This is a genomic window from Hymenobacter mucosus (genome assembly GCF_900188255.1).
In the GTDB taxonomy this organism is placed as follows: domain Bacteria; phylum Bacteroidota; class Bacteroidia; order Cytophagales; family Hymenobacteraceae; genus Hymenobacter; species Hymenobacter mucosus.
In genome coordinates, this window is sequence record NZ_FZNS01000001.1 from 63,452 (window position 1) to 78,636 (window position 15,185).

The 15,185-nt window shown below is 59.5% G+C and carries 13 protein-coding genes; 3 read left to right on the plus strand and 10 right to left on the minus strand.

Features of this window, described 5'->3' with window-relative positions; genetic code table 11:
• Positions 1-63: 63 nt before the first annotated feature.
• Positions 64-579: an FKBP-type peptidyl-prolyl cis-trans isomerase gene (locus CHB83_RS00285; RefSeq protein WP_045689486.1), complete on the minus strand. Its 516-nt coding sequence runs from the start codon at positions 577-579 to the stop codon at positions 64-66.
• A 230-nt stretch (positions 580-809) separates the two neighbouring features.
• Between CHB83_RS00285 and CHB83_RS00290 the strand changes: the two genes are divergently transcribed.
• On the plus strand, positions 810-1,952 hold the full coding sequence (locus CHB83_RS00290; RefSeq protein WP_089331276.1) for an SMP-30/gluconolactonase/LRE family protein: 1,143 nt from the start codon (positions 810-812) through the stop codon (positions 1,950-1,952).
• A gap of 195 nt (positions 1,953-2,147) precedes the next feature.
• Here the strand turns inward: CHB83_RS00290 and CHB83_RS00295 are convergent, their stop codons facing one another.
• Together CHB83_RS00295 and CHB83_RS00300 are read right to left on the minus strand one after the other, a co-directional pair.
• The gene (locus CHB83_RS00295; protein ID WP_089331277.1) at positions 2,148-3,068 is read right to left on the minus strand and encodes an isoaspartyl peptidase/L-asparaginase family protein; all 921 of its coding nucleotides are present in this window, start codon (positions 3,066-3,068) and stop codon (positions 2,148-2,150) included.
• Between the two features lie 299 nt (positions 3,069-3,367).
• Complete coding sequence (locus CHB83_RS00300; protein WP_089331278.1) at positions 3,368-5,350, minus strand: AAA domain-containing protein; 1,983 nt, start codon at positions 5,348-5,350, stop codon at positions 3,368-3,370.
• Positions 5,351-5,471: 121 nt separating this feature from the next.
• Here CHB83_RS00300 and CHB83_RS00305 point away from each other — a divergent pair, with 121 nt between their 5' ends.
• Complete coding sequence (locus tag CHB83_RS00305) at positions 5,472-5,906, plus strand: hypothetical protein (RefSeq protein WP_089331279.1); 435 nt, start codon at positions 5,472-5,474, stop codon at positions 5,904-5,906.
• Here the strand turns inward: CHB83_RS00305 and CHB83_RS00310 are convergent.
• The 3 genes from CHB83_RS00310 to CHB83_RS00320 form a co-directional block, all read right to left on the minus strand.
• Positions 5,893-6,261, minus strand: a complete 369-nt coding sequence (locus CHB83_RS00310; protein ID WP_089331729.1) for a VOC family protein — start codon at positions 6,259-6,261, stop codon at positions 5,893-5,895. The genes CHB83_RS00305 and CHB83_RS00310 overlap by 14 nt on opposite strands.
• 137 nt (positions 6,262-6,398) lie before the next feature.
• Positions 6,399-7,259, minus strand: a complete 861-nt coding sequence (locus tag CHB83_RS00315) for an SDR family oxidoreductase (RefSeq protein WP_089331280.1) — start codon at positions 7,257-7,259, stop codon at positions 6,399-6,401.
• A 235-nt stretch (positions 7,260-7,494) separates the two neighbouring features.
• Positions 7,495-8,364: a helix-turn-helix domain-containing protein gene (locus CHB83_RS00320; RefSeq protein WP_089331281.1), complete on the minus strand. Its 870-nt coding sequence runs from the start codon at positions 8,362-8,364 to the stop codon at positions 7,495-7,497.
• Between the two features lie 169 nt (positions 8,365-8,533).
• Here CHB83_RS00320 and mgrA point away from each other — a divergent pair, with 169 nt between their 5' ends.
• Positions 8,534-9,526, plus strand: a complete 993-nt coding sequence (gene mgrA, locus CHB83_RS00325) for an L-glyceraldehyde 3-phosphate reductase (protein WP_089331282.1) — start codon at positions 8,534-8,536, stop codon at positions 9,524-9,526.
• Positions 9,527-9,665: 139 nt separating this feature from the next.
• Here the strand turns inward: mgrA and eutC are convergent, their stop codons facing one another.
• From eutC to CHB83_RS00345, 4 genes are all read right to left on the minus strand, one after another.
• Positions 9,666-10,436, minus strand: a complete 771-nt coding sequence (gene eutC / locus CHB83_RS00330; RefSeq protein WP_089331283.1) for an ethanolamine ammonia-lyase subunit EutC — start codon at positions 10,434-10,436, stop codon at positions 9,666-9,668.
• Positions 10,437-10,503: 67 nt separating this feature from the next.
• On the minus strand, positions 10,504-11,883 hold the full coding sequence (locus tag CHB83_RS00335; RefSeq protein ID WP_089331284.1) for an ethanolamine ammonia-lyase subunit EutB: 1,380 nt from the start codon (positions 11,881-11,883) through the stop codon (positions 10,504-10,506).
• A gap of 79 nt (positions 11,884-11,962) precedes the next feature.
• Positions 11,963-13,309, minus strand: a complete 1,347-nt coding sequence (gene eat / locus CHB83_RS00340; protein ID WP_089331285.1) for an ethanolamine permease — start codon at positions 13,307-13,309, stop codon at positions 11,963-11,965.
• Positions 13,310-13,383: 74 nt separating this feature from the next.
• A complete protein-coding gene (locus tag CHB83_RS00345; RefSeq protein ID WP_179225416.1) occupies positions 13,384-15,171 on the minus strand; it encodes a S41 family peptidase in 1,788 nt (595 codons plus the stop codon).
• Positions 15,172-15,185 lie beyond the last annotated feature (14 nt).

A 15,185-nucleotide genomic window follows, 5' to 3' on the forward strand; every position in this document is an offset into this window, starting at 1 on the left:
GTCCGCAAACTAAAAACGGGGCCCAGAGGCCCCGTTTTTACTGCTACCTAGTGTAGGGAAAGCTTAGTGATGGTGGCCGCCCTCGCCGTGTACGTGGCCGTGGTCGAGCTCCTCGCGGGTAGCCTCGCGTACCTCGGCTACTTTGCCGTCGAAGTGCATAACCATGCCAGCAAGAGGGTGGTTGAAGTCCATTTTCACGGAGTCGTTGCCGATTTCAACCACTTTGCCTTGCATATGGTGGCCCTGGTTGTCGGCCATGGGGAGGAAGTTGCCCACTTGCAGCATTTCGCTGTCAATCTGGCCGTCGATTTCGAATACGTTTTTAGGAATGTCAACGACGGCCTGCTGGTCGTAGTCGCCGTAGGCTTGCTCCGGGGTGAGGGAGAAGCTGAACTCATCACCGGCTTGCTTACCATCGAGCTGGCGCTCAAACTCTTCGGGCAAGCCGCTTTGGCCAAATAAAAAGACCATGGGAGCATCTTCCTCGGCCGACTCGACGAGGACTTTCTCCTGGTTTTCGTCGGTAACGCTCAGGTCGTAGGTGATGGTTACGACTTTGTTTTCGCTGATTTGAGCCATGTGTTGGGGTGGACGCGAATGTCCGGTGCTGGAGGTGGAGGATTGGGTTTCATAAGCTAGTTACGGAAATACCCCGGATTTGTCGGTGCATTATCTATGGGTAGTGGGCGGAAGGAATCGGAAAAGGGCTTTGTAAAATTTTGGCATCAGCTAACTGCCCACCGGGCGTACCGTTAAGCTGCCTACGTGAACAGCTTTCTACCCTGGGCGTTGCGCCCCTATGCTGACCTATGAAATCTCCCCTTGCTTCGCTGCTGCTGGGCGGCACCCTGCTGGCTGGCTGCCAGTCCAATTCATCTCACCCCGAGCAGGCGGCCACCGCGCCGGGCACATCCCCTGATACGGCGGCTGCGCACGTGCCCCCCGCCGCCGACACGGTAGCCGCCATTGGGCGCCCCCAACTGCTCTACACGCTGGACGAGGCCCACAATACGCCCGATGGCCTGGCGCTGGCCCCCAATGGTAGCATCATTCTATCCGTGCCCAACTTGGCGGATAATACCTACCCGGCCGTGCTTATGGAGCTGACCGACGCGGGCCTTACACCCTACCTTACCAACTTGCCCGTGGAGCCTACCACCCAGAAGGCTGCCCCCATGGACCTGGCCTTTGGACCCGACGGCAACCTGTACTACGCCGAAAATCAGTACGAAAACAGCAAGGATTTCAAATCTCGCCTCATGCGCGTTCGGGTAGAAAATGGCAAGCCCGGCAAGGTGGAAACCGTAGTGGATAAGTTTGGACTGGCTAATGCGGTAGTGTGGAAAGGCAACACTATTTATGTAACCGACAGCCAGTGGGATATGCCTGGCAACGACAAGGGTAGCGCTATTTTGCATTTCACCCTTGCCGAACTCAACAAGGCGCCTATTCACCTCAAGCCCAAAACCAAGGACCCCCACGTACTGGCCATGTTTACGACAACCGTAAACGAAACTAATGTAGACAACGGCGCCGATGGATTAGATTACGATAGTCAGGGCCGCCTGTATACCGGCTCCTTCGGCGACGGTAAGCTCTACCGCGTGACGCTAAAGCCTGATGGCAGCCTAGCTCAGCAAGAAACCCTCACGCTCACGGGCAAGCAGATACCGTGCATCGACGGCCTGATAATCGACCGGAAAACCGACAAAGCTTACGTGTGCAACTCCCGCCAGAACGCCATCGAAGTCATCAACCTGAAGGATAATTCCGTCACGACCCTGGCCCAAAATGGCGACACCAATGGTGCGGGTGGTTTGCTAGACCAGCCCGCCGAGGTTCTGCTGAAAGGGAACCGCCTGTACGTGTCCGACTTCGACAAGCCCGAAAAGAACTTTGTCAATACGCGCTCGGATGCCCCGCATACAATGTCGGTGATTGACTTGAAGTAGGGCGGAGAACCGCAAAAGACCAACGTAGTAAACGGCCCGCAGCTTACCGGCCAGCTCTGATAGGGTGTTTATGCCTTTTTCGGAACCGGCCGGTAAGCTGCGGGCCATTTTGACGGTATTTCAACTGGCGAATGCGCGGGTCTGACCTAGTACCTACCGCCGCGTTGCTTTATCGGGAAGAAGCAAGCGGCTAGGTTACGGTAGTTCCTCGCGCCACACGGCCACGAAGGGTTGTTCGTCGCCGATGCGGTAGGCGCACCGCATGATGTTGGTGTTGCTCTCCACGGCTACGTTTCCATCTTTATCGATGGCAATGAAGCCTTTGTCGCCTTTCAGGTCTTCTGCGCGCAAGTGGAGGGCTTCGCGGCAGGCTTCGGACGCGGTTAGGCCTTTGTACTTCACCAAGGCATATACTTCATGGGCTAGGGCACCCCGTAGAATAACTTCCCCGTCGCCGGTGCACGATACGGCGCAGGCTTCATTGGCGGCGTAGGTGCCGCCGCCCAATACCGGGCTGTCGCCTACGCGGCCCTTCTGCTGGCCCTCAATGCCTCCGGTGCTGGTAGCTACGGCTAGGTTGCCCTCCTGGTCGAGGGCCACGGCTCCCACGGTATCGTGCTCCTGGGGCTGTTTTTCTTCTTCCTGAATGATTTCCAGCCACTCTTTACGAGCTTTTTCCGTCTCGAAGTAGTGCACAGCTTCCATCGTCAGGCCGTGCTGCAGGGCAAATTCGGTAGCTCCGTCGCCGGCTATGTACACGTGCTCAGACTTCTCCATCACCATCCGGGCCAGGCTGACGGGGTTCTTGACGTATCGGACGCTGTTTACGGCGCCGGCATTGAGGGTACGCCCGTCCATGATGGCGGCATCCATTTGTACTTCGCCCTGCATGTTGAGGCTACTGCCCCGGCCAGCATTGAAGTGCTCGTTGTTTTCCAGGCTTTGCACAGCCGCCTCCACCGCATCGAGGGCACTACCGCCCCGGTGTAAGATTTCCCAGCCTGCTTGCAGGGACTCTTGCAGCCCGTGGCGCTGCGCGGCTTCCTCTTCGGGACTGAGCTTGCTGGGGTCCATCGTGACGGCCCCGCCGTGGATGACAATGGCGTAAGTTTTCATAGGTAGTAAATCGGGGAGGTGGTAAGGCAGGTACGCACAAAAAAAGCCCTCGTTTTTAGCAACGGGGCTTTTCCGTGTTAGTACGGGCTTCTGTATTAATACGGAAGATGCGGTGGTAAACCAGGAGTAGGGCCTACCGTAGCAGGAATTCTCTGACTACTTCACTCAGCACTCGATAGTAGCAACACTACCTGCGCCTTGGTAGGCAGATGAGGATCATCTGCCTTTTTAACACAAGAGCCCGCACTAGCTAGTGCGGGCTCTTGTCTGGTGTTGGTTTCATCTTCTTGGAGCGGAAGCTACTGCATTTCCCAGGCCGTGCGGTAGGCCCCAATGCTTTCCACGTAGTCGAGAAATGCTTTGTAGAACGGGTGGGAGCCCAGCGTGCTAGAGTCGCCCACAATCAGCAGCTTGCGGCGGGCACGGGTCATGCCCACGTTCATGCGACGGATGTCGGAGAGGAAGCCAATTTCCCCCTGGGGGTTACTACGGGTGAGAGTAATGGCAATGATGTCGCGCTCTTGGCCTTGGAAGGAGTCAACGGTGCCAATGCTCAGCATGCGGTGCTCCATCAGGCCTACTAGCTCGTCGTTGTCTTCCACCGCGTCTTTAAGGTAGTTGATCTGGGCGCGGTAGGGAGCAATGACGCCAATAGTCAGCAGGTCCTCGGTGTGGTCAGCCTGGTCGTAGGGCTCCAGCAGCTGCGAAAGGCGCTTCAGAAGCAAATCGGCTTCCTCTGGGTTGGCAATGGAGCGACTTTCCTCAATGCCTAGCTCCTGGAAGCCAAAGCCAGCCGTATCCAAAAACTCAACCGGCATATCAGGGGCGAAGCGCAGGTCGTAGTCGGGTAGGTCGGCGTGGGCCACGCTGGGCGCTGCCTTAAGCCGACCGCCGTAGAACTGCTCCGAGCTAAATTCCATAATCTGCTCGTGCATACGGTACTGGGTTTCCAGCATGCGGGCCGTGTCGGGCTGGCGCTTAATGCACTTCTCAAATAAGGTTTCGCGCAAGCCCTCACTAGCGGCTTTTTCGCTCTTGACGGTAGGCGGCAGCTGCTGGTGGTCGCCAGCCAGCACCACACGGTTGGCCTTAGTAATCGGAATCCAGCACCCCGGCTCCAGGGCTTGCGCGGCCTCGTCAATGAACACTGTTTCGTAGGTGAGGTGACGAATGGCGCGGTTGCCGGCCCCCACCAAGGTGCACGTAATCACCTGCACCTGCTCCAGCAGATCCTCCGTGATGTAGCGCTCCAGCTGGTCTGATTCCTGCAGCAGCAAGTGAGCCTGCTCTTTTAAATGGCGGCGCTGCTCCCGCTCCTCCCAGCCAAAGTGACGCTTGAATTTGCCCGCTTGCTCGCGGTACTGCTCCGCCGTCTGGCGCATGCTTTTCAGCTCGGCGTAGCTCTTGTGGTTCATGATTTGCGCGTCCAGCGTATGCTGAAGCAGCAAATCCGACACCCGCGAGGGGTTGCCCATGCGAATGACGTTGACGCCGCGCTCGGCCAGCTTTTCGGTGAGCAAATCTACGGCCGTATTGCTGGGGGCGCACACCAATACCCGCCGTTCGCGCCGGATGGTTTCCAGAATGGCCTGCACCAGGGTAGTAGTTTTGCCGGTGCCGGGCGGGCCGTGAATGATGGCTACGTCCTGGGCGGCTAGCACGTGGCGCACCGCCGCCAGCTGAGAGTCGTTCAGGGGCGAGGGGTAGTACAGGGTGGCTTCGTTTTCGGGCTTGAAGCGGGCCGGCTTGGCCCCCAGCAGTACGTCGCGCAGCTCGGCCAGGCGGGAGTCGTAGGCGCCCATTACCTTACCCAGTGCATACTCCATCTCGCGGTAGCTCACCTCATCGAAGGTCAGGTCCACGCCCAGCTTGCCCTCGTCAATCCAATCGGGGAGGTCCTCCTTGGTCGTGGCTAGCAGGATCTTGTTGCGCTTTACGCTGGTGATGACACCGCTAAGTGTGGGGCGGTCGGAGCCCGAGCGGCCGGGTATATTGCCAAACAAGGCGGCATTCTTGCCCACCTGAAACAGGTGGAGCCCGCCCGCGCCTACCGGTCGTTCCAGCTCAATGACAAGCTTACCGCCGAAGCCAATGTCTTCCTTCGTGATTTTGACCGGGTACCAGGTCAGGCCCCGCTTTTGGCGCTCAGCAATGGTCGATTGGGCGCTCTTAATTTTGAATTGCTCCAGGTCCTCCTGCTGCTCGAGCTTCATGAGGGCCTGCACCTTGCGCAGCTCTTTTTCCAGGGCGTAAGGATCAGTATAGGTAGGTTGTTCAGCCAACAGATTTGGGTGTTTGGGATTCGTTGATAACAACGAAAACAGCAATAAGGTGGCCGAAGGTCGGGGAGAAATTTAACTTTGGCAGCTTACATCCTATTTGCCAGGAGCTACCTGAGAAAACATGCCTAATCCTCCAAAATCAGGCACTCTACTCAAGAAACTTATTTCGGCGTCTCGCTCAATTATCACCAATCAAGTAGGGTTGCCCTTGGGCATACTGCGTCTGCATACCAGTTTGTATTGGTTGAAACAGCACGGGATTAAGCCTCTGACAGCTGACGAGTTGGGGATAGTAGAAGCATATCACTCCCAAATCATGGACTTCCCGTTGGGAGAGGAGCGTCAGCAGTGGGAGGCCAGCGCTTTGCAGAAGGAGGATGAAGAGCTTGATGCCTTAACTGCAGCGTACCGCCCCCAACTGTTTCCTATTCTGCAAAGGATTCTGACTGAAGCTAGCAGGGGAGCCAGCAGCAAAGCAAAAATAAAAAACAGCTTCTATAAGCAACATACTACGCTGTCGGTGGCGGCAGGAAGGAACGTTACTACTGTTTATTGAACTCCCCGATGTGCCAGAGAATCCCGGAGGGGTCGTTCACGAAGCCTTCCTTGCCCCAGGCCTCCTGCCGGATAGGTAGCACCCGCACACCCTCGTACTGACCGGGTAAATCCAGCGCCGTCAGCGCCTGCCAGTACTGTTCCACATCCTCCACTTCCAGGAAGAGCATGGTGTTGTCAATCCAGTCCGGTACGTAGAAATCCTGCAGGTAAAAGCCCACGCCCTGCCGCACAAAATAACACATGGCCGGCGACAGCACGGTTTCCGTGAAGCCGAGGGTGCGGTAGAAGCTGCGCGACACGGCAAAATCTTTGGCCCCGATGAAAGGCCTCATGGAGCGGGGTTGCAGGGACATATGGTTGGAAGAGGGCTTGGCGGAAGATAAGAGGTAGTAGCGGAGGGCAATATGGCGGTTATCAGCCAAACCGGCTACCAACCAACCACACGAAAGCCCGACCGTATAGCCGGGCTTTCGGGCAGTGAAACACCCGATTATACTTTGAAAATTTCCTTTATTCCCTCCCGTAGTGGGGTAGGCGGGCGGCCCAGCCAGTCGGCCAGTTCGGCAGTGACGGTGGATTCCTGGTCGTTTTTGATGTCGGTGAGGAAGCCGGTGATGCGCTCTACGGCTACCGCCGGCAGACCCTGGGCACGTAGGCGGGACATAAACTCTTGCTCTTCAATGGGCGTGTACTCCACGGGCCGGCCGGACAGCTCGCTAAGGGCCTGGGCCACGTCGGTGAAGGAATACGTAGCGGCGCCGGTGAAGGTGAAAATGCGGTTCTGGCAGGAGTCGTCGGCGAGGACGTTGGCAATGGCCTCGCCCATGTCGCGGCGGAGGGCGAAGGCCACGCGGCCCTGGCCGGCCGGGAGCTGAATGCCCTTTTCAAACACCTGCGGGCCCACAAACTGCGGCAGTGTGTCCATGTACAAGATGTTGCGGAATAGCAGGTAGGAGAGGCCACTGGCTCGGATGTAGTCTTCCGTCTGGAAGTGGCGCACCATGAGCTGGTTGGTGAGGGTGGCCGGGTTCTGGAGGGCGCGACTGGTGTAGGCCAGGCACCGCACGCCGGCTTTTTTGGCGGCATCCACTACGTTGTAGTGCTGCTGCAGGCCGTCTTCATCGCCCCCGCCGGATACGAGCAGCACTTTGCTAATGCCCTGCATGGCCCGCTCCAGGGAGGCCGGGTCGCGGTAGTCGCCTACCCGGATGGTGATGCCCTGGGCTTGCAAATGAGCGGCTTTTATTTCGTCGCGCACCAGGGCGGCGAGCTGGTGGGCGGGGAGCTTGCGCAGAAGCTGCTCCAGAACAACGGAGCCGATGTGGCCGGTAGCGCCGGTTATCAGAATCATAGGAAACGAGAAAATGGGTTACGGATACACCACAAAGGTGCTCCGTGGGCAGGCCGCCAGAAAGAGCGAAAAGGCGGGAAGGTTGGGCTAAAAGGCGGAAAACGGGCGCCTCCTGAGCCCTAGACGCTTTATGTACAAGCTAGAAAGCTAGTTCCGCTCCTGCAATGATGTTGCGCATCAAGTAAGGAGGAGAACTAGCTCTCTAGCGATGATTTGCAGTGTATACTCACACTACTCAGCTAGCCTGCTTATACGCTGTGGGGGAGAGGCCGAGGCTGTTGCGGAAAAATCGGCTGAAGGCCGAATGATCGGCGAAGTGCAGCAGATCGGCTACCTGGGCGACGGTGAGCTGCCGATTTTGCAGCAGGGCCTTGGCTTCCAGCATTACAGCTTCCTCAATCCACTCACCGGCGGTTTTGCCGGTGGTTTGCTTTACGGTTTCGGTGAGGTGCTTGGGCGTGATGCACAAGTGGTCAGCGTAGAATTTCACGCTACGCTCGGCGGTGCTGTGGGCATTTACTAGGTGCTTGAACTCGGCCGTGAGCAGTTGGCTACGCGTTTGCGTGGTCTGGAGTGCCGCCTGCTGCTGATTGTAGAGGCCGACTACCTCAAAGAGTAGACTGTTAATCAGGCTTTTGATGACCTGGTTGCGGTAGGCGGCCGGGGCTTGAAACTTCTGCTGTAGCAGGCGCAACGACGCCGTAATGCTGGCGGCCTCAATGACCGTGAGCGGCAACACATGCCGGGTGGCATTCTCCAGAAACTGAAAATGGTCAATGGGAATGTGGTTGCGGGTGGTGATGAATTCCGGGGTAAAGAAAACCGACAGGCTGTCGTGGTCAGCGGAAAAAGATGTCCACTCTTTGATGATGTGGGGCGTAATCAGCATAAGGCTGCCGGGTCCGATGGCGTAGGTTTCCAGGTTGGCCTTCAGCTCCGCGGTGCCACGCAGGCAGATTCCAATCTTGTAGTAATTGCCCCGGTACGGCACCCCTAGGGGTGGGCCGCCGGTATGGGTGTGCTCATCAAGGAAAAACACGTCCGCCGTATCCTCGTCGGGGCGGGCGAAGTATTGCAGCCGGTAGGTCGGAATCAGGGTGCTCATCGGGCGGGTGAGGCGAAAGGAGGGGGGGTAGGAGCCCGACGCCGGGCGGGTAGCCGGACAAAAGGTCGGGAAAAGTTAGCATGGCCGGCGCAAAAACCGCGGACACCGTACGGAGTATATCTGGGTTCCTGCGTACTTGCTGCCCTAACACTATCTACTCCTTCCAACCATGCCCTACCAACCAAATCCTACCCGCTATACCGATATGGTCTACCGCCGCTGCGGCCGGAGTGGCTTAAAGCTCCCAGCCGTGTCGCTGGGGCTCTGGCACAACTTCGGCGACGTGGACGTACTCAGTAACTTCCGCGCTATCCTGCACCGGGCCTTCGACAGCGGCGTGACGCACTTCGACTTGGCCAACAACTACGGCCCGCCGCCCGGCTCGGCCGAAACTAACTTCGGGCGCATCCTGAAGGAGGATTTCCGCGGCTACCGCGACGAGCTTATCATCTCCACCAAAGCTGGCTACCATATGTGGGAAGGGCCCTACGGCGAGTGGGGCTCCCGCAAATATCTCATTTCCAGCCTCGACCAGAGCCTGAAGCGTATGAAGTTGGACTACGTGGACATCTTCTACTCCCACCGCCCCGACCCCGACACGCCCCTAGAAGAAACCATGAGTGCCCTCGACCAGGTAGTGCGGCAGGGCAAGGCCTTGTACGTGGGCATTAGCAACTACCAGCCCACCGAGGCCGCCGAAGCCCTGCGCATTCTGCGGGAGCTGGGCACACCTTGCCTTATTCACCAGCCCAAATACTCGATGTTTGAGCGGTGGGTGGAAGGCGGTTTGCTGGACTTGCTGGGCGAGGAAGGGGTAGGGTGCATACCCTTTTCGCCCCTGGCTCAGGGCCTCCTCACCAATAAATACCTGCACGGCATTCCTGAGGACTCCCGCGTGGCCAAAGGGGTAGGCTTCCTCACCGAAAACCAGCTTACGCCGGAGCGCCTTACCCAGGTGCAGCAACTCAACAGCCTGGCACAGGAGCGCGGCCAGAGCCTCGCCCAGATGGCCCTGTCCTGGATTCTGCGCGATGAGCGCATCACCTCTGTGCTCATCGGCGCCAGCAAGCCCGATCAGCTTTCGGATTCCTTGCGTTGTCTGGATAACCTGCACTTCGGCGAGGACGAGCTGAGCCAAATTGAACAAGTATTACAGGGTTAGCCAGCAGCTCATCTTGCCGCTACAATCACCTGTTTCACTATGCCTCGGCTTAGTTGAGCAGGTGGTTGTGGCGGTGAGATGAGCTGCCGGTCCTCCTTACAACAGCTACGCCGGGCAAGCTATACTACTCCAAGCTATATTACTCTAAGAGTCCGGTTTCATCCTTGAGCTTCACGCCCGACAGTTGTCGCCGTAGAGATTCCTGGATTAGTAGAAACAGCTTTTCGGCCGCGGCGGGGTAGGATAAGCCTTCCGGGCGGATGTTGGAAACGCAGTTGCGTGCATCATCGGTGAGGCCGGGCCGGGGACCATAGGTGAAGTAGGCACCCAGGCTGTCGGGAGAGCTGAGGCCGGGCCGCTCGCCAATCAGGATTAGGACTAGTTGGGCGTGCAGGGCAACGCCAATCTCATCGCTCAGCGCTACCCGAGCCTGCTCGGCTACCGTAAGCGGGGCCAGCTGAAAGCTCGCCTGCTGCAACCGGGGCACTAGCAGGCGCAGCAGGGGCAGGGCGTGCTGGTTGAGCGCCGTAGCCGACAACCCATCGGCCAAAACAAGGGCTACATCCGAGGAGGCGGGGGCACTGTCTTGCAGGGCGCGGCTAGAATCTTCGTGGAGTGTGCGGCCCAAATCGGGTCGTTGGAGGTACTGGGAGCGGTTTTCGGCCTGGCTGCGTACATGGTATATGGGAAGCTTGAACTCTTCTAGCTCTCCAAGTAGCCGTTCCGTTTCCAGCAGCGAGTACACTGCGTCTCGAGCGTGCGCGTGCGCCAGCCGGAACGCTAGCAACTCCCGTAGCGGCACGCTAGTGCCCGTGCGGCCCAAGGCAATGCGGGCAGCGGTGTACCTCCGCAGCCCTAACCAGGGGTCCGGCGCTGGGTTTTCGGGCAGTGGGGTTGGCGTATCTGACATATCGGACGGGTTAGGCCTTCTTGTGCTGTGCAAGTGGTTTTCTTACAGGGGCGTGCAGGGCGTTAGGTTAGCCGCTTACCTGGGTTAGCAACCGATGCTTTTCCGGCGCGGGTAATAGCTGACCGCCTTCGTTGAAGATACCCTGCTGCTGTAGCCAAGCCTCAAACTCTGGGGCGGGGCGCAGGCCAAGGGTGTGGCGCAGGTAGAGGGCATCGTGGAAGGAAGTAGACTGGTAGCCCAGCATGATGTCGTCGGCGCCGGGGATGCCCATGATGAACGTGCAGCCCGCCACGCCCAGCATTGTCAGCAGGGTATCCATGTCGTCTTGGTCGGCTTCGGCGTGGTTGGTGTAGCATACGTCTACGCCCATGGGTAGCCCCAGGAGTTTGCCGCAGAAGTGGTCTTCCAGCCCCGCCCGAACGATTTGCTTGCCGTCGTAGAGGTACTCCGGGCCGATGAAACCCACCACCGAATTAACCAGCAGGGGCTTGAAATGGCGGGCTACGGCGTAGGCGCGGGCCTCGCAGGTTTGCTGATCGAGGCCGTGGTGAGCCCCGGCCGAAAGGGCGCTGCCCTGGCCCGTTTCAAAGTACATAACGTTCTGGCCCAGGGTGCCGCGGTGCAGGCTCAGGGCCGCCTCATAGGCTTCCTGCAGAAGCCCTAGGTGCACGCCGAAGCTGGCGTTGGTAGCCTCCGTACCGCCAATGGACTGAAAGGCGAGGTCAACGGGGGCACCCTGCTCAATAAGTTGTAGGGTGGTGGTGACGTGGCTAAGCACGCAGGTTTGGGTAGGAATCTGGTACTGCTCGCGCACGGCGTCGAGCATCTCAAGCAGGTTGCGTACTACCCGTGGGTTGTCGGTGGCGGGGTTGATGCCCAGCACGGCGTCGCCGCTGCCGTAGAGCAGGCCATCTACTAAGCTGGCCGCAATGCCGCGGGCGTCGTCGGTGGGGTGGTTGGGCTGGAGGCGGGTAGCTAGGTGCCCACGCAGCCCCAAGGTGTTGCGGAACTGCGTCACTACCTCGCACTTGCGGGCCAGGGCAATCAGGTCTTGGTTGCGCAGGAGCTTGCTCACGGCCGCTACCATTTCAGGCGTTAGCCCGGGGGCTAGGCCTTGTAAAACGGCGGTGTCGGTAGCTTCGGCCAGCAGCCAGTCGCGTAGCTGCCCCACCGTGAAGTGGCTGATGGGGGCAAAAGCTGCGGCATCGTGGGTATCCATAATAAGGCGGGTGACTTCGTCCTGCTCGTAGGGAATGAGGGCTTCGTGGAGGAAGTTGCGCAGGGGCACGTCGGCCAGTGTGAGCTGGGCAGCCACGCGCTCCTCGTAAGTTTCGGCGGCCAGGCCCGCTAGTACGTCTCCTGAGCGCAGAGGGGAGGCTTTTGCCAGCAGCGTTTTCAGGTCAGGAAACTCGTATACCCGCTGGCGAATGGTGTGGCGGTAGGACATAGCGAAACAAAGCAAGAACAGAACCTGAGACGATAAAAAGCACTCTAAGCCAGTGCAACCAAACCGAGGTAGCAGGCAGCTATAGCAAATCGGCGGGGGTGAGCAGGGTATCTTCTGCTACCGGCTGCCGGTGGCGCCCCAACAGCAAGAATACGCCCAGCACCCCACCCAACCCGGCAAAAAACAGCACACTCAGCCACCAGTTGTAGTACACTATGGCGCCCAGGCTCAGCAGCGTGAGGGCTAGGGCGAGCAGTGGTACGTAGGGGTAGAAGGGCGCGGTGAAGGGGCGCTCCAGCCGAGGCTCCTTGCGGCGCAGCGCAAACAGGCTCAGCAAGCTCATGCCATACATCACCACGGCGCCCAGCACCGAAAGAATAATAACCTGCGCCGTGGTACCCGTGAGCAGGGCCCCCGCGCCTATCAGGCCCCCCGCCGCCAAGGCCCAGTGGGGCGTGCGAAACCGCGGGTTCACCTGGGCCAGAAAGCCCGGCAGGTAGCCACTGCGGGCCAGCGCAAATACCTGCCGCGAGTAGCCGATGATGGTGCCATGAAAGGAAGCAACTAACCCAAATAGGCCGATGCTGGCAAAAAACTGCGTCCAGCGGCTCTGCCGGCCTAGTACTACCCCCAGGGCCTCGGGCAAGGGATAGTCAATGGTGCTGAGGCGGCGCCAGTCCGTGACGCCTGCGGTGAGTATCATTACCCCCAGCGCCAGCACCACCAGCGTACCCAAGCCGTAGAGGTAGCCCTTAGGAATGGTGCGCCGCGGGTCTTGCACTTCTTCGGCTACCATGGCTACGCCTTCAATGGCCAGGTAGAACCAGATGGCAAAGGGCAAGGCCGCGAAGATGCCCGCCGCGCCCAGCGGCACTGGATGACTCAGGAAGTTGCTGGTCTTGAAGTGCGGTGCTACCAGTCCCATGTACACAACCAGTTCCGCTACGGCCAGCAGCGTAACCACCAGGGAAAACCGCGCCGACTCTTTGATGCCTAGCAGGTTGATGCCAATAAATACTACGTAGCAGCCCAGGGCGGTGGCTAGCACCGGCACCTGCGGATGCAAAAAGTGCCCGTAGCTGCCCAAGGCCAGGGCAATGGCCGGGGGTGCAAACAGAAATTCTACCAGTGTAGCGTACCCCGTCACCAGCCCGCCCAGGGGCCCAAAGGCGCGGTAGGAGTAAGCAAACGGGCCGCCCGCGTGCGGAATAGCCGTTGTAAGCTCGGTGAAGCTGAAGATGAACGTGACGTAGAGTACCGTAATCAGCAGGGTAGCTAGCAGAAAGCCCACGGGGCCGGCCACCGCCCAGCCGTAGTTCCACCCAAAGTACTCGCCTGAAATAACGAGCCCCACGGCAATGGCCCACAGATGCAGGGGGCGCAGCACTTTCTTTAGGGCTGGCGTGGCAGTAGCAGGAGGTGTCATAGGAGGCAACGCATAAGGAGGTCTGGTTGCCTAATGTAACTGATAAACGCTGAAGCAGAAGGCGGAAGCCTTGCTCAGCGGGCGTGTTGCCGAAGCCACGTTAGCGCCAGCAGCAGTTCGGCATCCTGCTCCTGAGTAAGCTGGGCCAGGGTAGGCGCCGCCCAAAGGTCGGGGGCAAGGCCGCTACCTTGGTAGGCGTCGCCCCGGGGGATTAGTTGCCGGCCCGTCCAGCTTAAGTGGTAGCTGCGCCCCACGGAAGCCATGTTCATTTCGCCGTTGGTACCGCCCGTCCGCTGCCCTACCAGCAGCCCCAGCCGATGGCGGCGCACGAGTTCCGCTAGGGTTTCGCCGTAGCTGTAGGTATCGGGTCCTACCAAAAAGATTGTCGGGGCCTGCAAATAAGGCTGTTGGGCCGGAATAGGGCGCCCCGTAGCACCCTGAAGAAACGCCTGCTGAAAGTTTGGCTGCCGCAACCGGGGCGTAGCTGTGCTGTCAGGTCGCAGGGCAGTAGCGGAAAAGTGGGGCAGTATCCGCAGCATGTCGTACGTAGGGCGCTGGCGCATATCTACCACCACGCCGCGGGCCTTTTGTAATCGGGACATAGCCCGCTGGAAATCCGAGTAGCGCAGGCGTGCCGCATCCAGATAGTACAGGCCGGGCTCTACCTCAAGCACAGCGGGCAGTTGATGATACAGGCTGCCGCGCACCTCGCGGAATGCCACAACCTGCTGCCGGATTGGCCCTTCCGTAGCTCGTACTGTGAACAGGCTCGTGGGAGCCCTAGCGGCTAGGTGGCGTACTAGAGCCTCAGCCGCCAGGTGCTGCGCTACCGCCCTCGAAGTAGCCGGAATAGTACTGGCGAGCTGGTGAATCAGTTGGCGTACCGGCTGGCCGTCTACGTGCGTAACAATAGTGCCCGGCGCCAACAAAGGCCGCAACGCAGCGGGCGACTGGCGCACGACGACCAGGCTATCAACCAGAGTGAAGCGTAGGGCCCAGGGCGGCGGCACAATGGAAAGGCCGGTGCGGGTTTTGGGGCTAATGCGCACGTGGCGGTCGGGAAGGCGGGCCAATAGCTGGCGGCAGGTCCGGAGCAAGTCGGCTTGGGTGCGGGCCCGGGCGGCTTGGTGCAGGGCGGCAGGTAGGGCATGGGCCGACCATCGGGCGCTGTCTAGCAGGGCGCGGTAGGGGTAAAAATGCTGGATGATGTTCCACGTGAGCATGATGGTGGCCAGGCGCTGGGCCATATGCTCGGGTTCCAGCCGGCGCACACGGGGCCCCGAGCGCCAGGGCAGACGCTGGCGGTGCTGAGCTGCCGAAAGCACCAAGGGAAAGCACAAGCTAATGGAATCCGTAAGCATAGCGCTGTACTGGCGCACAGACCCGGGGTAGCGCTGCTCGGCCTCCGCCGACGATACCTGGGGCATGCTGCTAGCATATGGCAGCCCGGCTAACCGAAACATAACGCGCACGATGGGCAAGCCGGCTTTGTCGAGCCCCAGGCCCTGGTGCTCCCAATGGTAGTAAGAACCCGCCACGAGGGGTTGAGCCACAACCGGCACTGGCCGTGCATTGGCTACTAGGCGCGTTTCGGGCGCTACTAGCCGCAACGCACTATCAAGAGTAGCGGCCAGGGCCGCATCGGTGCGGGCGCAGCGAACTACGGGAATACTGCGCACCAGCATGGTCTCCCAGCTCAGGCGTGCCGTATGACGATTGGGATAGAAGTACTTCACGGCGCCAGCTGCCTGGGCAAGAGCCGTAAGGTTGTGGGCTTCCCGCGGGGTTAGCGAATCAGGAGTAGCAGTGCTTGGTGCGGGAACCAGTCCACTGCACAGCAGCCAGAAATAGATAGTATGCATAGAGTAGTAGCAAG